This is a genomic window from Arthrobacter sp. 05L421, from assembly GCF_056397785.1.
On record NZ_JBFTOC010000001.1, the window covers coordinates 327,863 to 347,497 of the forward strand.

Sequence of the window (19,635 nt, forward strand, 5' to 3'; positions counted from 1 at the left end):
GCTACTCCGGGACGAGCTCGAGGGCCAATTCGGTCCGGACCACTTGGGCCAGCCGCTCGGCGACGCCCAGAGCGGTTTCGTGGTCTGCGGCCTCCACCATCACCCGCACCACCGGTTCGGTGCCAGAGGGACGCAACAGGACGCGGCCGGTGTCGCCGAGTTCAGATTCGGCGACCGACACGGCGGCGGCCACAGCTTCATCGCCCTTGACCCGGGTACGGTCCACGCCTTTGACGTTGATGAGGACCTGGGGCAGCTTGGTCATCACCATGGACAGCTCCTTGAGCGGGCGCCCGGTGAGGGCCACTTGGGCTGCAATCTGCAGGCCAGTCAGCACGCCGTCGCCGGTGGTGGCGTGGTCGGCGAAAATCACGTGCCCGGACTGCTCGCCGCCAAGGTTGAAGCCGCCGTTGCGCATTTCTTCGAGGACGTAGCGGTCCCCCACGCCGGTTTCGCGCAGGCTGATCCCGGCGTCGCGCAGGGCGAGCTTCAGGCCGAGGTTGCTCATGACGGTGGCCACAAGGACATCGTCCTTGAGCTTTCCGGAGGCCTTGAGGGCGACGGCCAGGATGGCCATGATCTGGTCACCATCGACCTCGTTGCCTTCGTGGTCCACGGCAAGGCAACGGTCGGCGTCGCCGTCGTGGGCGATGCCGAGGTCCGCCCCGTGGTCCAGGACGGCGCGCTTGAGCGGGCCGAGGTGAGTGGAGCCGACCCCTTCGTTGATGTTGAGTCCGTCCGGCTCGGCGCCAATGACGATCACGTCGGCGCCGGCGTCCTTGAACACCTGCGGGGAACAGCCGCTGGCTGCGCCGTGGGCGCAGTCGAGCACTACTTTCAATCCGTCGAGTCGGTGCGGAAGCGTGCCGAGCAGGTGCACGATGTAGCGGTCCTCGGCGTCGGAGAAGCGCTGGATCCGGCCCACCTCAGCACCGACGGGCCGGAAGGGCTCCTTGCCGAGCTGTACTTCGATGGTGTCCTCGACGTCGTCGGGCAGCTTCTGGCCGCCACGGGCGAAGAATTTGATGCCGTTGTCCGGCGCGGGGTTATGGGAGGCGGAGATCATGACGCCGAAGTCGGCGTCGAGGTCGGCCACGAGGTAGGCGGCAGCCGGGGTGGGGAGCACGCCGGCGTCGTAGACATCGATTCCCGAGCTTGAGAGGCCGGCCTCCACGGCGGCCGCGATGAACTCGCCACTGGCCCGGGGGTCGCGGGCAACCACGGCGATCGGCCGCTTCCCGGTCGTGTTGCGGTCATGGCCAAGTACGACGGCGGCGGCCTGGGCTAGCTGTAACGCGAGCTCTGCGGTGAGCAACCCGTTCGCCAAACCCCGGACTCCATCGGTTCCAAATAATCTAGACATCGACCCAAGCTTAGTCGATGGCCCGGGCAAGTCCTGCTTTAACGGCGAAAGCCCGCCCCGCCGAGTGGCAGAACGGGCTTTCGTGCAAGCGCCAGAAACGCTTGGAAGCAGATAAACGCTTCTGGACCCGAGCGCTAAAAAGCGCCGAGGGCCCCAATCGCCGGTCGCGCCAGCGGCCGACGATTGGGTAGGCGCATTTTTAGCGCTTGGAGTACTGCTGAGCCTTACGGGCCTTCTTGAGACCGGCCTTCTTACGCTCGATGACGCGGGCGTCACGGCGCAGGTAACCGGCCTTCTTCAGGGTGGCGCGGTTGTTCTCGGTGTCGATCTCGTTCAGCGAACGGGCGATGCCGAGGCGCAGGGCACCGGCCTGGCCGGAGATGCCGCCACCGTGAATGCGGGCGATGACGTCGTAAGCGCCGTCAAGATCGAGGATCTTGAAGGGCTCGTTGACGTCCTGCTGGTGCAGCTTGTTCGGGAAGTAGTTCGCCAGCTCGCGGCCGTTGATGGTCCACTTGCCGGTGCCGGGCACGATGCGAACGCGTGCAACGGCTTCCTTACGACGGCCAACTGCAGCGCCGGCAACGGTCAGTGCCGGGCGTTCCTTCTTGGGCGCTTCTGCTTCTGCAGGACCGCTCTCCGAGGTGTAGCTGGTCAGGTTTTCCTCAGCCACAACGGCCTCGGTGGTCTCTTCGTTCTGAGCCACGATTCTCCTTGTATAGATAAGTTGTTTGGTGGCCAGGACTACTGGGCGACCTGGGTGATTTCGAAAGTCTTGGGCTGCTGGGCGGCGTGGGGGTGCTCTGCACCGCGGTACACCTTCAGCTTGCCCAGCTGCTGTGCAGCGAGGGAGTTCTTCGGGAGCATGCCCTTGATGGCCTTTTCCACGGCGCGAACCGGGTTGGACTCAAGCAGCTCCGCGTAGTTGACGGAGGTCAGGCCGCCCGGGTAGCCGGAGTGGCGGTATGCGCGCTTCTGCTCCAGCTTGGCGCCGGTAAGGGCAACCTTTTCAGCGTTGATGATGATGACGAAGTCGCCCATGTCCATGTGGGACGCAAAGGTGGCCTTGTGCTTGCCGCGCAGCAGGATTGCGGTCTGGCTGGCAAGACGACCAAGGACAACGTCGGTGGCGTCAATGACGTGCCACTGGCGGTTGATATCGCCGGGCTTCGGGGTGTACGTACGCACGGTGTTTGCCTCGTTCTTGTTCTGGCGTTCTTGTTTTAGGCGTCACTCTTACGGTGCACCTACTATCTATGCGCTACCGGAACAGAGGTGAGGGCTCTATGTAACCAGTCATCCTTAGGTCTCGAATGTGCACGTTGAGTAGCTATCCTGCAACCGGATTCTCAAGCGGGCACGCACCATCGAGATAGGACACGCACAACGACTACCAAGAATAGCCTGCCACGGCCTCTTGGGTCAAAATGGGGTGTCCGGATGCATCCTGTCTGCTCCCTTAGTTCCACAGACTGTCCCGTGCCGGCCCGTCGCATCCCTGGAGGAACCGTGTCCGATCCCGCCACAGCAGGCTCCATCTCCATGCTGCTTGCACCGCCGGCCGGATCGTTCACCGGGATCCTCTTCATAGCCGGCGTCGCTCTCGCGGGCGCTTGCCTCTCCTTTTTGGCCGAACTCCTCATCCGGCGTACGCTCCCCCGCCTTGGCGGACCCATGACAGTACACATGAGAATTACGACGGCGGCGGCCACCTCCGCGCTGTCCGCCCTGTTGGCCTGGCGCTTCGGGCTCTCCCCCGAGCTCCCCGCGTACGTCCTGCTGGCAGTGGCCGGCGTCCAGCTGGCGCGCATCGACCTGCAGCACCATCTTTTGCCCAACCGGATGGTCCTCCCGCTGTTGGGGGCCGGAATTGCGCTGCTCGGGGCCGCGGCCGGGGTGTCTGGCGAGGCAGGTAGCCTGCTACGCGGGGTGGCCGGCGCCTTAATATTGTTCGTTTTGTACCTCTTTCTGGCCCTGACCAGCCGAAACGGCCTCGGAATGGGTGATGTGAAGCTCGCGGCACCACTTGGCCTGTACTTGGGCTACCTAGGCTGGTCCCACTTGTTCTACGGCGGCGCCCTGGGGTTCGTCGCAGGCGGCCTCGCCTCCGTGGTCCTCGTGCTGAAAAACCGCGAAAACAAGCCGAAGGAAGTCCCCTATGGGCCCTCGATGCTCGCGGCCGGCCTGGCCGTCATCCTGCTGCTGCCCTAGGTAGCCTCCGCCTTCACCTGGGCCGCGAATTAAGTAAGACCGCTTATCAAACCAAGTAATCGGGCTCTGCCCCTACTTGGAAACTGAGTACACCTCTCATTTGCGGCAGGTGGTGCCCCCAATTTCCTTCCAAAAGTCGAGTATCGAACTTCATTGCCGTGCCGTTTGCGGCCATGCAAATGTTGTTCCAACGAAGCTCCAGCAAATAGGCAAAGGGGATTTGCTGGAACTTCGTTCACTATTCGCAAACTCTGGAAAAGGAAATTAAAATGACTGGTCTCATGGTCTCAATGCTCACTTTTGTCTCTGGAATCAAGAATCGCCTCACGGACGAAGAAAAGGGCGCCACCGCCGTTGAATACGGAATTATGGTGGCCCTGATCGCGGTCGTCATTATCGGCGCGGTCGCCGCCTTCGGTAACGGCCTCGTCGATGTGTTCAATGGCGTGACCACCAAAATCGGCGGCACTCCCACCAAGGTCACGCCCTAACTCCTCACCCAATGGTCGCCACTCTGCCGGCTGTCCGCCATACCGGGCAGCCGGCAGGGTTGTTTCGGCAACGGCAAGCCGCGCCCAGCCTGACGCTTCAATATGCGTCCACGCAATCTTGAGCTGTACCAAGAGGTGAGGAATTAATCATGAAATCTCGTTTAGTCGCGGGGCTGGCTGCGCTAGTCCTGGCGATCGCCGGCACCCTGATGTTGGTGAATTATGTGTCGAATGCAGACCGCCGGGCACAAGAGTCCCTCCAGCCCGTCGAGGTCGTCGTGGTCGATTCAGCGGTTCCGGCCGGCGCGACGGTGGAAGAGCTCCGTTCGCACGTACGGCTCCGGTCCATTCCGGATGCGGCAAAGGCCGACGGTGCGTTGTCCTCGCTGGACGGAATCACAGGTCAGGTCACGGCTGTGGCCTTGGAACCGGGCGAACAGTTGCTGGCAAGCCGGCTGGTGGACCCGTCCCAGCGTGTCACCCCGGGCGCAGTAGAGGTGCCCGCCGGCATGCAGGAAGTCACCATCCTCCTGCCGCCGGAAAGCGTCGTCGGCGGCACCCTCCGTGCCGGAGACCTGGTGGGACTCTACGTCACCCAAGGGGATCCTGCGGCTCCGCAAGTCATGAGCACTCAACTGGTCTTTGACAAGGTTTTGGTGACTGCAGTCCAGCAGGCGCCGCCCAGCAGCGGAAACACGGCAGATGGAACGTCCGCTGTTCCCACCGGCTCCTCGTTTGTGACCCTGGCCCGCAATTCCACTGACTCCGCCAAAATCATTCTCAGTGCCCGCGTAGGCAATATCTGGCTGACCAAACAGACGGCGAAGACACCCGCAAGCCAGCGCACAGCCGTCACCACTAGTGGGATCTTCCAATGAGCCGCTTCCTAGTCCTGACCTCATCCCCGGAGTTCGAGCGCCATCTCGCCACAGCCCTGGGCGACACCCACAACGTCCAGGTCCTTGCCTCCGAAGCAGCGGGCGGCAGCCCCGGCCATCTGCTGGCCCAAAACTTGGGGGGTGCCATCGATGTGATGGTATTCGGCCCGGACGTCCGGTCGGAGCAGATGCTCACCCTGGCGGCCAGCTTGGAGCACGCTTTCCCGGACATTGTGCTCGTGCTGGCGGCAGTCGCGGCACCCGAGCTCACGCTGGCCGCCATGCGGTCCGGCATCCGCGATGTCCTGCCACCGGATACTGAAGCCGGACGGATGCGTGAAGCGTTGGAACACGCTGCCGAAACGTCCAGGAGCCGCAAGCAGATTGCCTCCGATGATGCCAGCCAGAAACGGGTCCGTGGGCGTGTGATCTCTGTGATGTCCCCGAAGGGAGGCGTGGGGAAGACCACCGTTGCCACCAATTTGGCCGTTGGTCTGGCCAAACTGGCACCGATGGGGGCGGTCATTGTCGATCTCGACCTTCAATTCGGCGACGTAGCCTCGGGGCTTGGCTTGGAGCCCCAGTACACCATCAATGACGCAGTCTCGGGTGCCGCGTCAAGTGATGCCATGGTGCTCAAGGCTTTCCTCAGCCCGCATCCGTCGGGGGCGTACGCCATGTGTGCCCCGCGTCGGCCGGCAGATGCCGACCTCATCAAGCCAGCCCACGTGACGACCCTGATCAACCAGCTCTCGCTGGAGTTCCCGTTCGTCATTTTGGATACATCGCCAGGTCTCGGGGAAGAGGTACTGGCGGTCCTGGAATTGGCTACAGACGGCGTCTGGGTTTGCGGTATGGACATTCCCAGCATCCGTGGCCTCAACCACGGACTGGACGTGCTGCGACAACTGGACCTCATGCCTCCGTCCAACACGGTTGTCCTCAACTTCGCCGACAAGCGCAGCGGACTAACCGTCCAGGACGTTGAAGCCACGGTTGGCCTGCCGGTGGACATCATCCTGCCGTGGTCCCGCACTTTGCCGTTTTCAACGAATGCCGGCGTCCCGCTGATCCAGGACAACCGTCGGGATCCTGCCCTGAAAGGGTTGAGAAGCCTTATTGCGCTTTTCGGGCAGAACGCGTCCTCACCCGCCAGCAATCGTCCGAACCGAAGGGGCGAAAAGCCATGAGTCTCGTTGACCGACTTGAAGCCGCCCGGATGGCCACGGAAGGCCACGCCCGGCCGGACCATGCGCCCGGTATCGCCATGGTTCCAGTGCTTGAGGCGGCCGAACCCGCCGGCAACAATCTGCTCGGAACCCTAGCCGTGGCACCGCAAACCGCGTCCTCGGACGCCCTGGCTGGGATCAAGAAGCGCGCGGCCGAAGAGCTGACAGCCCGCCTGGGCAATCGCATCACTGACAGCAGCCTCGACGAAGGCGACGTGCGCCGCATGGTGCGCGAGGCCCTTGGCTCCTTTATCGAAGACGAGCAGGTCCCCCTGACACCGGAAGAAAGACGGCGTCTCATCCGGGAGATCGTGGACGAGGTCTTGGGCCTGGGGCCGCTGCAGCGGCTTCTTGACGACCCGCTGGTCTCCGAAATCATGGTCAACGGCGCTGACCGCATCTACGTGGAACGCGGCGGCCGGCTGCACTTGACCGGGACAACGTTTAGTTCGGATGCCCACCTGCGCAGAGTCATCGAAAGAATTGTCTCGCGGGTGGGACGCCGCATCGACGAGTCCTCGCCGCTGGTTGACGCCAGGCTGCAGGACGGTTCCCGAGTCAATGCTGTCATCCCGCCCCTCGCCGTGGACGGCCCGTCCTTGACGATCCGAAAGTTCTCCGCTGTACCACTGACCGTCGAGGACCTGATCAAGTTCGACTCCCTCTCACCGGCCATGGCGCAGCTGCTCCACGCCTGTGTAGAGGCACGCCTGAACATCATCGTCTCCGGTGGTACCGGCACGGGAAAGACCACACTGCTCAACGTTCTCTCCTCGTTCATTCCCGACGACGAACGCATCGTCACCATTGAAGACGCCGTGGAACTGCAACTGCAGCAGGAGCACGTGGTCCGTTTGGAAAGCCGCCCTGAGAACATCGAAGGCCGCGGCGCCGTCGGCATCCGCGACCTCGTCCGGAACTCCCTGCGCATGAGGCCGGACAGGATCGTGGTTGGCGAAGTCCGGGGCGGGGAAGCCCTGGACATGCTCCAGGCCATGAACACCGGCCATGACGGATCCATCTCCACCGTGCACTCGAACTCCCCCCGGGATGCCGTAGCCCGCATGGAGACCCTGGTGCTTATGGCAGGGATGGATCTTCCGCTGCGGGCCATCCGCGAACAAATCGCCAGCGCAGTCCATCTGATCGTCCAGCTGAGCAGGCTGAAGGACGGCACCCGAAGGGTCACCCACATCACCGAGGTCCTCGGCATGGAAGGCGATGTGGTGACTCTTCAGGACGCTTTCGTTTTCGACTACGCGGCGGGCGTCGACCAGGATGGTCGGTTCATCGGCAAGCCTGTTCCCACGGGTGTCCGCCCGCGCTTCGTCGAACGGTTCGCCGACCTGGGAATCAGTGTCCCCGGCGAAATCTTCATCCCGGCCTCCACCAGGTCGGGACGGTGAGCACCATGATCCACGACTACGCTTTGCTGGCTGGGACCGTACTCATTCTGGCTGCCTTGGCCCTCGCCCTTTTTGTCGCGTTCCGTCCCCGGTACACGGACATCCACGTCGACCGGAGGAGGCCGCCGGCGGAGTCCAACTCCTCGATGATTTCGAAGCTAAGCGGCGTCACGGTCGCGGCCGTGGAGCGTCGCGTCGGGCACAAAAGCAGCGGCCCCTTCGGCCGCGATGCACTCGGCGAGGCGGGCCTGAAACTCCAGCCCTCCGAATTCATCGTCCTGATCTTGGTTGCCTCCTTCATTCTGGGCCTGGCAGGCCACGTGCTGCAGGGATGGCTTCTCACCGTCCTGTTCGCGGCCATCGGTCCGGTGGGCGCTAAGGCGCTGCTGTCCTTCAAAACGGGCCGCCGCCGCGCCGCCTTCGAGGGCCAGCTCAGCGACATGCTCATGTCTCTCTCCGGCAGCCTGCGGGCCGGCCACAGCATCGCCCAGAGCATGCACACGGCCAGCGCCGAGATGCCGGCTCCGATGGGAGAGGAACTCGCCAGGATCGTCAACGAGGCCAGAGTCGGCCGGCCGGTTTCGGAATCGATGGCCGAGGTGGGCCGGAAGATGCAATGCGAGGACTTCGAATGGCTCAGCCAGGCGATAGAGATCAACCGTGAAGTTGGCGGCGACTTGGCCGGGGTGCTCGACCATGTTGCGGAGACCGTCCGCGAGAGGGCTCAGATCAAGGGCCAGGTCCGCGCCTTGGCGGCAGAAGGAAAGTTCTCGGCATACATCCTGATTGCGCTGCCGTTCGTTGTCGCAATCTTCATCAATCTCGTCAATCCGGGATACATGTCGGTCCTGACAACCACGGTGCTGGGCTGGGTCCTCATCACAGCCAGCGTGGTCATGATGGCCATCGGCTCCTTCTGGATCAGCCGCATGGTCAAGATCGAATTCTAAAGGAGCTGAGCACATGACCCCCACAGTCTGGCTGCTGATAGCCAGCATCATTCTTCCTTTGGCCTACTTCACCTGGTCCCTTATCGGCGTCGACAGGGCTTCTGGCCGCTTGATCCAATCGAGGCTGGCTGCCGCGTCCGCCCCGCAGGCAGGTGCCTCCCCGGCCGGCCCTCACTGGCTGCTGCTTCTTGCCCGCAGGCTGACACCCGCAGCCTATGTGTCCCACTTGGACCGGATGCTCGGGAATGCGGGCCGGCCGGCCTCAATGCCGTTGGACCGCCTCCTGAGCCTGAAACCACTGGCGGCCCTTGGCGGGGTTCTGTTGGCGCTCCTTTTCGGCGGAACAAAAAGTCCGCAGGCGGGTCTGTTGTCAGTGTGCCTCACGGCAGCTTGTTACTTCCTCCCGGACCTCCTGGTCTACAACAGCGGCACAAAGCGCCAGGCGAGATTGCTGCTGGATCTGCCCAATGTCTTGGACCAATTGCTCATCTCGGTCGAGGCCGGCCTGGGTTTTGAAGCCGCTATGGCCCGCGTGGGGACAAGCGGGAAGGGTCCGCTGGCGGACGAGATGGTGCGCACCCTTCAGGACATCCAGGCCGGCAGAACCCGCCGTGAGGCTTACAAGGCCATGGCGGCACGGTCCACGGTAGCGGAGTTGAAGAGTTTCGTGGGGGCTGTCATCCAAGCCGATGTGCAGGGCCTTTCTGTCGCCCGGGTCCTGAAACCCCAAGCGGACCAGATGCGAATTAAACGACGTCTTCGGGCAGAGGAAAAAGCAATGAAGCTTCCAGTGGCTGTCGTATTCCCATTGCTTCTCTTTATTTTTCCACCGCTGTTTATCGTCATTCTCGGCCCCGCCGTCATCAACGCAATCGCTACATTTTCGGGCCGGTAGCGAAAGCAGCTAAGCCGGCATGCAATTCATCCCCCACCTCGCTGGAGTGGGTAGAAATCAACCAGATTGAAGGAGCAACAGATGTTTAGGTCCAGGACAGGACGCCGAACGGTTCGGGATGGCCGGCAGCGCGGTGCGACGGCTGTTGAATTTGCTTTGGTGCTCCCCCTGCTCCTTTCCATGCTTCTCGGAGTGATCGACTTTGGGACGGCCCTCGGGCAGACCGTTAGCCTGCAGGGAGCGGCGCGCGAAAGCGCGCGGCAGGGCGTGACGCAGGGTGACGTCATTGCGTCCGCCAACCGCGCACGGGGTTCGCTTGAAAGCAGCCAACTCCAGGTCCGATTCGCCGTCGACACCTCGGCTGGGGCTCCCGGGCTTATGGTCGTCTGCTTGCGCTATCCCCAGTCGTCGCTGACCGGATTCTATTCGTGGGTACTCGGCGGCGTGTTCGAAGCAAAAGCCGTCATGAAAATGGAAAGCCCGGCGGCTGTTGCCGCGGGCGCACAGCGTTGGACCGGAGGATCATGCACTCCTTGACATCAGGATCGTTCCTGAAGCGGCTACGTCGCGTCCGTAGTAACCAGGATCAGGGGAACGACAGGAAGAAACGCGATAAGGCATCCCGGCAGCGCGGGGCGGCGGCCGTCATCTTCGCCTTGATGGTTCCAGTGCTATTCGGGGCCCTTGCGATGGCGCTCGACGTCGGCCGGTTAGTCTATGAGCGCCAGCACCTGAGCAACGCGCTGGACGCCGCCGCGCTGGCTGGTGCGTCATACCTCCCCGGCGACCCGGTGGCTGCCCGCAACGCAGCGGCATCATTCGCCCGAGCCAACGACCCGGCAGCGGCGCCCGCGGTCACCTTCTGGTGCGTGGTGGCGTCAACAGGTGCGGGCCGGACTGTGGTCACCAGTCAGATTCCGAGCGTCTGCAATCCCGGAACAATCGCCGGCGCCAGATGCAGCGAAACCATCTGCGCAATCCCCTGTATCCCGGGGGGTAGCAACTCCTGTAATTCGATCACAGCGACCGACGACAAGGACGTCGCATTCAACTTCGCGCCCGTGATCGGGATTAATAGCGGCAACACCGGCTCACTGGCCTCGGACGCGTGCAAGGGTTCCTGCGGATCCCAGACACCGAACCCCATGGACGTCGCACTGGTGGCAGACCGGACGGGCAGTATGAGCGACACTGACCTTGCCAGTATGAGAACCGCCATTCAGACCACGCTAAAGACTATGACCAAGGACCAACAGTACGTAGCCTTGGGCACCATCGGTCGTAGCAGCCCCACCACCGGCTGCAACACTAACCCTTCGGGTTCGGCCACGAGTGGCCCATGGATTCCCGTCCCATTCTCCAACGACTACACCACCACAGGCACACCGGCCGCGCTCAACAACGGCAGCGCACTCGTCAAGGGTGTGCAATGCCTGGCGCACTCGGGCAGCGGCACCTACCTGGCCTCACCCGTGAAGGCCGCAGCTCGATATCTGCTTGGACTGGACGCCAACAACCTCGGGAGCCTGCCAGCCCGGGCAGGAACACCCCGTAAAGCCATTGTCTTGGAGACCGATGGTCAACCGAACGAGACCGGCATCGGAGGAGTTACCTCGGTGGACGCCTCTGGCGACATCACGAACTCGAACGGAGCGTTTGCCTGCGACAATCTGAAGGCAGTTGCCGCCGACGCAAAGTTTAAGAACATCCTGATCGTCACTGTCGCGTACAACGCAGCAACGTCCGCCCGGTGCGGTGGCAGCCCAACCTTTGTGCGCGACGTTCTCGCTGCTGCTGCCTCCGAGAAGTCCCCGGGAGTCCCAAGCACCGCCAGCAACGATTGTTCGACGCCGGCCCTAGCGGCTGCGGAGAACTCCGACGGAGATTATTTCTTCTGCGCCTCAAACGGAGCGGACCTCGGTCCGATCTTTGTTTCGGCGATCAATGCGATCAGCTCCAACTCCCGACTGATACGTATACCGAGCTGACTGATCGGCCGGCGTGCACGGAACCGCCGGCCGTAGGACACCCAGAAACCGGACCCCCTTGGACCAGAGCCGAGGGGGTCCTTCTGTTTGCCAGGAATTCGGCGAAGAAGCTGTATACGAGCGCAGGTTGGGCGCAGTGAATGTACAGGAAAGGTGCAGTTTGGGAAGCCTTGGCACAGGATGCGTCAAAGCCGAATCGTCGGCGTGTCGTCAGTTGCTAAGTTCCTCTCAGTGCTGGTGCAGGGCCAGCCTCCCAACTCGCTCAGGAGTCACCAATGCGTTCTATTCTCTCCAGCTTCGCAGCCCGCCTTCGCCGAAACCAGCGCGGCGCCACCGCCGTCGAATACGGCATCATGGTCTCCCTCATCGCCGTCGTGATCATCGTTGCTGTCACGCTGCTCGGCGGCACCTTGCAGGAAACGTTCACAAAGGTTCAGTGCTCCGTCAGCGGAAAAACGTTCTCCCCGTCTGTCCCGGCTGCGGGAGGCACCGCGGCCGTCGCGGCGAAGTGCTCCTAACATTTCCAGCTTTATTCCAATCCTGATCGCGGCCAACTGCCCACTTCGCCCGGAGGCATTTATGAGTTCTCTCGTCAGCAACATCGCGACCCGTCTTCGCCGCGAACAGCGCGGCGCCACCGCTGTTGAATACGGCATCATGGTCTCCCTTATCGCCGTCGTGATTATCGTCGCCGTCACACTGCTCGGCGGCACTTTGAATTCCACCTTCGAGTCGGTTCAGTGCGGCGTCAGCGGAAAGCACTACACGGCGGGAGTACCGGCAAGCGGCGGGACTGGAGCAACCGCCTCTAGCTGCAGCTAGCAGCGCTCTATGATCCACCAGTCAGGGTTGGGGAAGGCTTCGGCCGTCCCCAACCCTGACTGTTCCAGGAGCCTGCAAACAGTATCCGCAGGAAGGCGGTCCCTCAATGTCCAAGACAAATGAAAGGGGAGCCGTCGCCGTGGAGTTCGCCCTCCTGGCTCCGGTCCTGATCATGCTGCTGCTGGGCATCATGGAGTTCGGCCGCGCCTACAATGTCCAGATTTCGCTGTCCAGCGCCGCCCGTGAAGGCGTGCGCGTGATGGCGATAGGCAACGATCCCACGGCCGCGCGAACCGCAGCCAAGAACGCGGCCACGGCCTTACAGCCTGCCTTGACGGACGCCAACATCACCGTTAGTCCCGCCACGTGTACCTCCGGAGCGCAAGTGACCTTCACCATCACCTACACCCTCGCCACCATGACGGGCATCGCCGGCCCGTTCCCCCTGCAAGGCAAGGGAGTCATGGTATGCGGCGGGTAGGGAACGGAAGCAGCGAGCGCGGCGCCGTCAGCATCCTCGTCGCGATCCTCATGGTGACCCTGTTGGGGTTCGCCGCCCTAGCGGTCGACGTCGGCATGCTTTACGCCGAGCGGACCCAGGATCAGAACGGCTCGGATGCAGTGGCACTTATGATCGCCCAAAAGTGCGCCAAGGACATCAGCGACGCCGACTGCTCCACCAGTTCCCCGCTCGCCCGAAGCCTCGCCAACGGCAACGCCCCCGACGGCGCGAGCAACATCGCAGCCCTCGTCCTGGACAAGGCCGCCCGCACCGTGAAAGTAACGGTGGGGGCCCAGGAAGCAGGTAAGACGCCCAACAGCGTTTCGCTCTTCTTTGCCCGTGCCCTGGGTTTTTCAAGCGCCGAAGTAACAGCCGCGTCCCGTGTGCAGTGGGGGACGCCGTCCACGGGCACGATCCTTCTGCCCCTGGCCATTGCCCAATGCAAACTCAACCTGATACCCGGTTCGCTGGCTGGCGCCGAACAGGTCCTGGACATGGATTCCGGCGGCTGTGGCGAGATCCCGGGTGGCTTCGGGTGGATTTCGGATAGCGATGCCAAATGCGGAGTCACCCTGACCGCCGGGCAGGCGAACAGTGCTGGCGCATGGTTCACCAGCAACACGGGCGCGAGCGCACCAGGCGAGTGCACCGCTGCGGACATGAGCAAGATGAACGACCAAACAGTCCTTTTCCCGCTATACGACGTGGCCACCGGTAACGGGTCCAGCGGCAAGTACTACGTCAAGGGATTCGCCTCCTTCCATGTCACTGGCTACCGCTTCGCCAATTACAGCTGGTCACTGAGCGGGACGCTCAAGAACAAGACCATCAGGGGCTATTTCGTCCGATACGTCTCTCTGTCGGATGCCTTCGAACTCGGCGGGGCACCGGACTACGGGACCTCAATAGTCCGCCTAACCATTGGAGTGCCCTAACAGTGAACTCACGCTTATTGGCAGGAATCGCGGCCCTGGTACTGGCCGTCGTCGGAGCCATCCTGGTGGTCAGCTACGCGCAAGGAGCCGACAGCCGGGCGGTTCAAGGCCTCGAACCCCTCACCGTCCTCGTGGTCAATAAAGCGGTGCCCGCGGGCACCTCGGTTGCATCTCTGAAAGGCTTCGTCACCAGCGAGGAACTTCCCGGAAAGGCTGTCTCGAAGTCGGCGCTCCAGAACCTGGACGGGCTGGCCGGCAAAGTTACCGCGGTTGAGCTGCTCCCCGGCGAGCAACTCGTCGCGGAGCGATTGATCGCACCCGAGGAACTGCAGACCAGCGGATCCGTGCAGATCCCGGCCGGTCTGCAGGAAGTCTCCTTCCAGCTCGAACCGCAGCGCGTGGTCGGCGGCAGGCTGGCACCCGGGGATCACGTCGGTATCTTCATTTCCTTCAAAAGCGGCGGCCTCGAAGCCAAGCCGGAGAAGGAAACAACCCAGCTGACCATCCACAAGGTCCTGGTGACCGCGGTGCAGCGCGCCCCCGTCGCTACGGCTCCTGCCCAGCCCTCAGCAGATGGTGCCACCGCACCGCCCGAAGATACCTCGCTCCCCACCGGATCGCTGCTGCTGACCGTCGCCGTGAACGACGTCGACGCCGGCAAGATCGTCTACGCCTCGGAGTTCACCGACACCGCCAGCCTTTGGCTGAGCAAGGAACCGCTCAACGCCAAGGACAGCGGCCGGCCAGGAATCATAACGAAACCGGAGGTCTACAAATGAGCCGCTTTGTCCTGATTTCCCCGAACACGGACTTTGATGCCCGCGTCCGCCAGGCGCTGGCCGGCGGCCTCCCCGGCACCCTGCAGACCTTCGCGTTCGTCAATCCCGCGAACCCTGCCGAGCTCTTCGCCAGCCTCAACCAGGAACGGCCGGAGGTCCTGATCCTGGGACCGGACGTGCCGGTGGAGGACGCCCTGCGCCTGGCGACGGTGTTCGACGTCCAGCTTCCCGAGCTCAGCGTCATCCTGGTCGGCGAGGCAGATCCGAATTTCATCCTCCTGGCCATGCGTGCCGGCATCCGCGACATCCTCAGCCCGGCGGCGGACCCCGCCCAGATCCGGGTGCTGCTGGAACGGGCCTGCCAGTCGTTCGCCACCCGCAACCGGACCACGGCAGCCAGTCAGCCGGACAGCGCCAAGGGATTGGTGATCGGAGTCTTCTCCCCCAAGGGCGGGGTCGGTAAGACCACGATTGCCACCAACATAGCGATCGGACTCGGCAAAGTCGCACCCATGGGCGTGGTGATCGTGGACCTGGACCTGCAGTTCGGGGACGTCGCCTCTGGCCTGTACCTAAACCCGGAACACACCGTGACCGACGCCGTCTCGTCCTCGGCCAGCCAGGATTCCCTCGTGCTCAAGGCCTTCCTCACGGTCCACCCCGCCAGTATCTACGCCCTCTGCGCCCCCAGGACGCCCGAGGAGGCGGACGACATCACGCCACAGCAGGTCACCCGGCTGCTCGAACAACTGGCCGAACAGTTCCAGTACGTCGTGGTCGACACCGCGCCCGGGCTCCCGGAGGTCGGGCTCGCCGCGCTCGAACAATGCACCGATGCGGTCTGGGTGACCGCCATGGACGTGCCGAGCATCCGCGGGCTGCGCTCCGGCCTGGAAATCCTCCGGCGGCTCAATCTGCTGCCGGAGACCCGCCACGTGGTCCTGAACATGGCCGACTCCAAGTCCGGGCTGAGCGTCCAGGACGTCGAGGCGACCATCGGGGCGCCCGTGGACGTCAGCATCCCCCGGTCCAAGGCAGTCGCGTTCTCCACCAACCGCGGCATCCCGGTGCTCCAGGACGGACGCAAGGACCCGGCCATCAAGGGCCTGCGCCAGCTCGTCAACCGGTTCGATCCCGCCTGGCGCGCCACCGCCCAGAAGAAGCTCCACCGTCGGGTGGTGGTCTAAGTGAAGCTCTCCGAGCGGCTCCGCTCCGCCGAGGGTACGCCCGCACCCCCGCCGGCCGTGTCCCCGCTGAAGGTATCACCGCCAGCAGCGTCCCGGCTGGGCGGAAGCGAGACGACGGCGGCACCGGCGGCCGCCGTCGTGCTCCAGAAAGACAGCCACCCACCTGCGCCGGGCTTCCCTGAGCACCAGGAACCCCGTGCCCGGGGCCAGCAGCCCGTCGACGCCTTCGCGGCCCTCAAGCAACGGGCCGCCACGGCCTTGTTCGAACGGATGGGAACCCGCTTCAACGATTCGGCAACCAAGGAAGAGGACCTCCGCACCTCGGCGCGGGAAGAGCTGACCCGCATCATCGACGCCGAACAGGTCCCCCTGTCCGTCGAAGAGCGCTCTCGGCTGGTCCGCGACGTGGCCGACGACGTCCTGGGCTACGGCCCGTTGCAGCGCCTCCTGGACGACCCCGCCGTCACGGAAATCATGGTCAACCGGATGGACCAGATTTACGTGGAACGGAACGGCAAACTGACTCTGACGGAGTCCCGCTTTAGTTCCGAGGACCACCTACGCAAAGTGATCGAGCGCATTGTTTCCAAGGTGGGCCGGCGCATCGATGAGTCCTCGCCCCTGGTGGATGCGCGGCTCGAGGACGGGTCGCGCGTCAACGCCGTCATCCCGCCCCTCGCCGTCGGCGGTTCCTCGCTGACCATCCGAAAATTCAGCAAGGTCCCGCTGACCATCCGGAACCTCATCGAGTTCGGCACGCTGACGCCGGAAATGGCGGAGCTGCTGAACGCCTGCGTGAAGGCCAAGCTCAACATCATCGTCTCCGGCGGTACCGGCACGGGCAAGACGACACTGCTCAACGTCCTGTCCTCCTTCCTGCCCAACGACGAGCGGATCGTGACCATCGAGGACGCCGTCGAGCTCCAGATCCAGCAGGAACACGTGGTGCGGCTGGAAAGCCGGCCGTCGAACACCGAGGGCAAGGGCGAGGTCACCATCCGAGAACTGCTGCGGAACTCCCTGCGCATGCGGCCGGACCGGATCGTGGTGGGCGAGGTCCGCGGCGGCGAATCACTGGACATGCTCCAGGCCATGAACACCGGCCACGACGGTTCGCTCTCCACCGTCCACTCCAACTCGCCCCGGGATGCCGTGGCCCGGCTGGAGACGCTGGTGCTCATGGCTGGCATGGACCTGCCGCTGCGGGCCATCCGGGAACAGATCGCCTCCGCCGTCAACCTGATTATCCAGATTTCCCGCCTGCGGGACGGCACCCGGCGGATCACCCACGTGACCGAGGTCCAGGGCATGGAGGGAGACATCGTCACGCTCCAGGACGCCTTCGTGTTCGACTACGCCGCCGGCGTCGACGCCCATGGCCGGTTTCTCGGCAGACCGGTCCCCACCGGCATCCGGCCGCGCTTTATAGACCGGTTCGAGGACCTGGGCATCTATGTCTCCCCCGCTGTGTTTGCCGCGCAGCTGACGCCGGCCGGAAGGGCGTGATCTGCCGATGACTCTGCTGCCCATCGGCGTCGGCCTGCTCTTCAGCGCCGTGGTGGTCCTGGGGTTCGTGCTGCTCGCACCGGGCGGGGCAAGTGTCCCGCTGGACCGACGCCGGCCCGTCAAGGGCCAGCCAGACTCTCAGTTGACGCGGTTCGCCGGTTCGGCCGTCCACCTGGTGGACGGGTTCTTCTCCGGCCGCAAGGTCCGGCTCTTCAACCGCGAGTCGCTGGAGCAGGCCGGACTGCGCCTGGGCCAGGCCGACTTTTTCGTCCTGCTGCTGGCCGGCGCCGTTGCGGCGGGAGTGGCCGGGTTCGTTGTCGCGGGCCCGTTGCTGGCGGTCCTGCTGGTGCTCCTGGCACCGGTCGTGGGACATCTCGTGATCGGCTTCCTGACCGGCAAGCGCCGCAACAAGTTCGACCAGCAGCTCGGCGATACCCTGCAGTTGCTCTCCGGCGGCCTCCGGGCGGGGCACAGCGTTCTGCGCGCCATTGACGCCGCCGCGTCCGAATCGCAAAGCCCGACGTCGGAGGAGATGCGCCGCGTGGTCACCGAGACCAGCCTTGGCCGGGACCTTCTGGCCTCCCTCACCGACACCGCGGACCGGATGCGGAACGAGGATTTCGTCTGGGTCGCCCAGGCCATCCAGATCAACCGCGAGGTAGGCGGGAACCTGGCCGAAGTCCTGGACCAGGTCAACGAGACCATCCGCGAGCGCAGCGAGATCAAGGGGCACATCAAGTCCCTCGCCGCCGAGGGCAAGTTCTCCGCCTACATCCTCATGGCCATGCCGATCGGGATCGTGGTGATGCTGATGCTGGTCAATCCCGGCTACATGAACGCCATGTTCACGCACCCGCTGGGGTGGGGCATGATCGGCGCTTCCGTCATCCTCATGACCATTGGCGGTCTGTGGATGCGCAAGATCATCGACCTGAAGTTCTGAGCCGGCCATGGCACCCGCCGTACTTCTTGCCATGCTGTTGGTGGCTCTGCCGCTCGGCTATCTCGCGTGGTCCCTGCTCTCGGTCGACCGCGGATCACAGCGCGCCGTCCGGGAGATACTCACCCTGGGCGCGGACCCTGCCGAACTCACCCAGCGGGACCGCAGTGGCCTGCTGGAACGGATCGGCTACCGGCTGACCCCCGCGGCCTACGTCCGCAAGCTGGACAGGCTGCTGTCCCTCGCCGGGCGCCCCGCCTCCCTGCCGCTGGGGCGGGTGCTCTCGGCCAAGCCGCTCCTTGGCCTCCTTGGTGCCCTCCTGGGCTTCTGGATCAGCGCCAACAGTTCGACGCCGATCCTCAAGCTGGTGGGAATCTTTGTGCTCCTGCTGGGCTACTTCATCCCCGACCTCCTGCTCTACAGCAAGGGGCAGGAGCGGCAGAAGATCATGCAGCTGGAACTGGCCAACACGCTGGACCAGATGCTCATCTCCGTGGAAGCGGGCCTGGGCTTCGAAGGGGCTATGGCCCGCGCGGGCGAGAACGGCAAAGGCCCGCTGGCGGAGGAACTGATCCGGACCCTGCAGGACATGCAGGTCGGGCGCAGCCGGCGGGAGTCCTACGTGGCACTGTCGGAACGGACCAACGTGCCCGAGCTGCGCAGCTTCGTCCAGGCGGTGGTCCAGGCCGACGCCTACGGCATTGCCATCAGCCGGGTGCTGCGGATTCAGGCGAAGGTCATGCGGGTCAAGCGCCGGCAACGGGCTGAGGAGAAGGCCATGAAGTTGCCCGTCACCATCTTGTTCCCCTTGCTGTTCTTCATTTTCCCGGTGCTTTTCATTGCCATCCTGGGCCCGGCCGTCATTAACGCCATTGACACGTTCAGCGGCCAGTAACAGCCTCGGTCACAGTCGGGTCCATAGCCCGCAATAGCGCCCGTGCTTGGTTCCCCATCGGAATGCCTCAAGGTTTCCGCAGGATAGACCGGGCTGCAAGGCATCGCCTCTATCAGCAAGTAGCGTGTTCACATGTCCCTTCCAAGCGCTTGCCCCGACGACGGAGACGCGAGCATTGCCCTCGCTCCCACAAACTCTCCCGGGCTGCCGGTGCCTGCCTTCACGGCGTCCAGTGCGCCGGCGGTCCTCCCGGCGGCGCCCCCGCTTGTGGATCCGGGCGCTCTTCAGGAGCTTGGTGACCAGCTAGACAGCCCGGCCGTGGCGAAGGGATTTGCGAGGGATTACACGCGGATGTGGGATCAGCGGTACCGCTCGCTGGCGTCGGCCCTGGAGCGTGGGGATCTCGCCGGCTCGATGGACGCGGTGCTGAGCCTGAAGACGTCCTCGGCCATGGTCGGCGGCCTGCGCCTGGCCCAGCTCGCCGGCGAGCTGGAGAACGCCCTCAGGGCCGGCGAGATGGGCCACGCCCTGGCGCTCCTGCGCGACGTCGCCGAGCGCGGCGGGGAAACCATTGACGAGCTCCAGTTCAGCTATGTGCTGTGGGACAGCTAGGGCCGCCGGTACCGCTGCCCCCAACTCACGATCCGGGCGCCGGCTA

Annotated in this window: 22 protein-coding genes; 19 read left to right on the forward strand and 3 right to left on the reverse strand. The window is 64.0% G+C overall.

Features of this window, described 5'->3' with window-relative positions; all coding sequences use genetic code 11:
• Nucleotide 1: 1 nt before the first annotated feature.
• From glmM to rplM, 3 genes are all read right to left on the reverse strand, one after another.
• The gene (gene glmM, locus AC1DKQ_RS01425) at nt 2-1,363 is read right to left on the reverse strand and encodes a phosphoglucosamine mutase (RefSeq protein ID WP_476918012.1); all 1,362 of its coding nucleotides are present in this window, start codon (nt 1,361-1,363) and stop codon (nt 2-4) included.
• A gap of 199 nt (nt 1,364-1,562) precedes the next feature.
• Nucleotides 1,563-2,069, reverse strand: a complete 507-nt coding sequence (gene rpsI, locus AC1DKQ_RS01430) for a 30S ribosomal protein S9 (RefSeq protein WP_226760362.1) — start codon at nt 2,067-2,069, stop codon at nt 1,563-1,565.
• Between the two features lie 38 nt (nt 2,070-2,107).
• Complete coding sequence (gene rplM, locus AC1DKQ_RS01435; RefSeq protein WP_015937805.1) at nt 2,108-2,551, reverse strand: 50S ribosomal protein L13; 444 nt, start codon at nt 2,549-2,551, stop codon at nt 2,108-2,110.
• Nucleotides 2,552-2,872: 321 nt separating this feature from the next.
• Here rplM and AC1DKQ_RS01440 point away from each other — a divergent pair, with 321 nt between their 5' ends.
• The 19 genes from AC1DKQ_RS01440 to AC1DKQ_RS01530 all read left to right on the forward strand — a co-directional run bounded on the left by AC1DKQ_RS01440 (nt 2,873) and on the right by AC1DKQ_RS01530 (nt 19,589).
• On the forward strand, nt 2,873-3,574 hold the full coding sequence (locus AC1DKQ_RS01440) for a prepilin peptidase (RefSeq protein WP_476918013.1): 702 nt from the start codon (nt 2,873-2,875) through the stop codon (nt 3,572-3,574).
• Between the two features lie 269 nt (nt 3,575-3,843).
• A complete protein-coding gene (locus AC1DKQ_RS01445) occupies nt 3,844-4,065 on the forward strand; it encodes a Flp family type IVb pilin (protein WP_476918014.1) in 222 nt (73 codons plus the stop codon).
• Between the two features lie 149 nt (nt 4,066-4,214).
• Nucleotides 4,215-4,943, forward strand: a complete 729-nt coding sequence (gene cpaB / locus AC1DKQ_RS01450) for a Flp pilus assembly protein CpaB (RefSeq protein ID WP_476918015.1) — start codon at nt 4,215-4,217, stop codon at nt 4,941-4,943.
• The gene (locus tag AC1DKQ_RS01455; protein ID WP_476918016.1) at nt 4,940-6,133 is read left to right on the forward strand and encodes a CpaE/TadZ family protein; all 1,194 of its coding nucleotides are present in this window, start codon (nt 4,940-4,942) and stop codon (nt 6,131-6,133) included. Before cpaB (AC1DKQ_RS01450) ends, AC1DKQ_RS01455 begins: the two co-directional genes overlap by 4 nt.
• Entirely contained in the window at nt 6,130-7,578 is a 1,449-nt protein-coding gene (locus AC1DKQ_RS01460; protein ID WP_476918017.1) for a CpaF family protein, read from the forward strand. The genes AC1DKQ_RS01455 and AC1DKQ_RS01460 overlap by 4 nt, the downstream gene beginning before the upstream one ends.
• Before the next feature lie 5 nt (nt 7,579-7,583).
• Nucleotides 7,584-8,528, forward strand: a complete 945-nt coding sequence (locus AC1DKQ_RS01465) for a type II secretion system F family protein (RefSeq protein WP_476918174.1) — start codon at nt 7,584-7,586, stop codon at nt 8,526-8,528.
• A 13-nt stretch (nt 8,529-8,541) separates the two neighbouring features.
• Nucleotides 8,542-9,423: a type II secretion system F family protein gene (locus AC1DKQ_RS01470; RefSeq protein WP_476918018.1), complete on the forward strand. Its 882-nt coding sequence runs from the start codon at nt 8,542-8,544 to the stop codon at nt 9,421-9,423.
• Nucleotides 9,424-9,504: 81 nt separating this feature from the next.
• Nucleotides 9,505-9,960, forward strand: a complete 456-nt coding sequence (locus tag AC1DKQ_RS01475; protein WP_476918175.1) for a TadE/TadG family type IV pilus assembly protein — start codon at nt 9,505-9,507, stop codon at nt 9,958-9,960.
• On the forward strand, nt 9,948-11,411 hold the full coding sequence (locus AC1DKQ_RS01480; protein ID WP_476918019.1) for a pilus assembly protein TadG-related protein: 1,464 nt from the start codon (nt 9,948-9,950) through the stop codon (nt 11,409-11,411). The genes AC1DKQ_RS01475 and AC1DKQ_RS01480 overlap by 13 nt, the downstream gene beginning before the upstream one ends.
• 275 nt (nt 11,412-11,686) lie before the next feature.
• Nucleotides 11,687-11,929 (forward strand): Flp family type IVb pilin, encoded by a 243-nt coding sequence (locus tag AC1DKQ_RS01485; RefSeq protein WP_476918020.1) that lies wholly within the window; start codon nt 11,687-11,689, stop codon nt 11,927-11,929.
• Nucleotides 11,930-11,990: 61 nt separating this feature from the next.
• The gene (locus tag AC1DKQ_RS01490) at nt 11,991-12,233 is read left to right on the forward strand and encodes a Flp family type IVb pilin (RefSeq protein WP_476918021.1); all 243 of its coding nucleotides are present in this window, start codon (nt 11,991-11,993) and stop codon (nt 12,231-12,233) included.
• A gap of 106 nt (nt 12,234-12,339) precedes the next feature.
• Nucleotides 12,340-12,714 (forward strand): TadE/TadG family type IV pilus assembly protein, encoded by a 375-nt coding sequence (locus tag AC1DKQ_RS01495; RefSeq protein ID WP_476918022.1) that lies wholly within the window; start codon nt 12,340-12,342, stop codon nt 12,712-12,714.
• On the forward strand, nt 12,702-13,670 hold the full coding sequence (locus AC1DKQ_RS01500; RefSeq protein WP_476918023.1) for a pilus assembly protein TadG-related protein: 969 nt from the start codon (nt 12,702-12,704) through the stop codon (nt 13,668-13,670). Before AC1DKQ_RS01495 ends, AC1DKQ_RS01500 begins: the two co-directional genes overlap by 13 nt.
• 2 nt (nt 13,671-13,672) lie before the next feature.
• The gene (gene cpaB, locus AC1DKQ_RS01505) at nt 13,673-14,449 is read left to right on the forward strand and encodes a Flp pilus assembly protein CpaB (RefSeq protein ID WP_476918024.1); all 777 of its coding nucleotides are present in this window, start codon (nt 13,673-13,675) and stop codon (nt 14,447-14,449) included.
• Nucleotides 14,446-15,636, forward strand: a complete 1,191-nt coding sequence (locus AC1DKQ_RS01510; protein WP_476918025.1) for a CpaE/TadZ family protein — start codon at nt 14,446-14,448, stop codon at nt 15,634-15,636. Before cpaB (AC1DKQ_RS01505) ends, AC1DKQ_RS01510 begins: the two co-directional genes overlap by 4 nt.
• The gene (locus tag AC1DKQ_RS01515; RefSeq protein WP_476918026.1) at nt 15,637-17,142 is read left to right on the forward strand and encodes a CpaF family protein; all 1,506 of its coding nucleotides are present in this window, start codon (nt 15,637-15,639) and stop codon (nt 17,140-17,142) included.
• Between the two features lie 7 nt (nt 17,143-17,149).
• Nucleotides 17,150-18,085 carry a type II secretion system F family protein gene (locus AC1DKQ_RS01520; protein WP_476918027.1) on the forward strand — a complete coding sequence of 312 codons (936 nt, stop codon included), beginning with the start codon at nt 17,150-17,152 and terminating at the stop codon, nt 18,083-18,085.
• Between the two features lie 7 nt (nt 18,086-18,092).
• Nucleotides 18,093-18,977 carry a type II secretion system F family protein gene (locus AC1DKQ_RS01525; RefSeq protein WP_476918028.1) on the forward strand — a complete coding sequence of 295 codons (885 nt, stop codon included), beginning with the start codon at nt 18,093-18,095 and terminating at the stop codon, nt 18,975-18,977.
• 132 nt (nt 18,978-19,109) lie between these two features.
• Nucleotides 19,110-19,589, forward strand: a complete 480-nt coding sequence (locus tag AC1DKQ_RS01530; protein WP_476918029.1) for an Hpt domain-containing protein — start codon at nt 19,110-19,112, stop codon at nt 19,587-19,589.
• Nucleotides 19,590-19,635: the final 46 nt, after the last annotated feature.

Bases quoted from the DNA above. Each gene is read 5' to 3' on its own strand.
- glmM (WP_476918012.1), bottom strand. From the start codon at position 1,363: ATGTCTAGATTATTTGGAACCGATGGAGTCCGGGGTTTGGCGAACGGG.
- AC1DKQ_RS01445 (WP_476918014.1), top strand. From the start codon at position 3,844: ATGACTGGTCTCATGGTCTCAATGCTCACTTTTGTCTCTGGAATCAAG.
- cpaB (WP_476918015.1), top strand. From the start codon at position 4,215: ATGAAATCTCGTTTAGTCGCGGGGCTGGCTGCGCTAGTCCTGGCGATC.
- AC1DKQ_RS01455 (WP_476918016.1), top strand. From the start codon at position 4,940: ATGAGCCGCTTCCTAGTCCTGACCTCATCCCCGGAGTTCGAGCGCCAT.
- AC1DKQ_RS01460 (WP_476918017.1), top strand. From the start codon at position 6,130: ATGAGTCTCGTTGACCGACTTGAAGCCGCCCGGATGGCCACGGAAGGC.
- AC1DKQ_RS01465 (WP_476918174.1), top strand. From the start codon at position 7,584: ATGATCCACGACTACGCTTTGCTGGCTGGGACCGTACTCATTCTGGCT.
- AC1DKQ_RS01470 (WP_476918018.1), top strand. From the start codon at position 8,542: ATGACCCCCACAGTCTGGCTGCTGATAGCCAGCATCATTCTTCCTTTG.
- AC1DKQ_RS01475 (WP_476918175.1), top strand. From the start codon at position 9,505: ATGTTTAGGTCCAGGACAGGACGCCGAACGGTTCGGGATGGCCGGCAG.
- AC1DKQ_RS01480 (WP_476918019.1), top strand. From the start codon at position 9,948: ATGCACTCCTTGACATCAGGATCGTTCCTGAAGCGGCTACGTCGCGTC.
- AC1DKQ_RS01485 (WP_476918020.1), top strand. From the start codon at position 11,687: ATGCGTTCTATTCTCTCCAGCTTCGCAGCCCGCCTTCGCCGAAACCAG.
- AC1DKQ_RS01490 (WP_476918021.1), top strand. From the start codon at position 11,991: ATGAGTTCTCTCGTCAGCAACATCGCGACCCGTCTTCGCCGCGAACAG.
- AC1DKQ_RS01495 (WP_476918022.1), top strand. From the start codon at position 12,340: ATGTCCAAGACAAATGAAAGGGGAGCCGTCGCCGTGGAGTTCGCCCTC.
- AC1DKQ_RS01500 (WP_476918023.1), top strand. From the start codon at position 12,702: ATGCGGCGGGTAGGGAACGGAAGCAGCGAGCGCGGCGCCGTCAGCATC.
- AC1DKQ_RS01510 (WP_476918025.1), top strand. From the start codon at position 14,446: ATGAGCCGCTTTGTCCTGATTTCCCCGAACACGGACTTTGATGCCCGC.
- AC1DKQ_RS01520 (WP_476918027.1), top strand. From the start codon at position 17,150: ATGACTCTGCTGCCCATCGGCGTCGGCCTGCTCTTCAGCGCCGTGGTG.
- AC1DKQ_RS01525 (WP_476918028.1), top strand. From the start codon at position 18,093: ATGGCACCCGCCGTACTTCTTGCCATGCTGTTGGTGGCTCTGCCGCTC.
- AC1DKQ_RS01530 (WP_476918029.1), top strand. From the start codon at position 19,110: ATGTCCCTTCCAAGCGCTTGCCCCGACGACGGAGACGCGAGCATTGCC.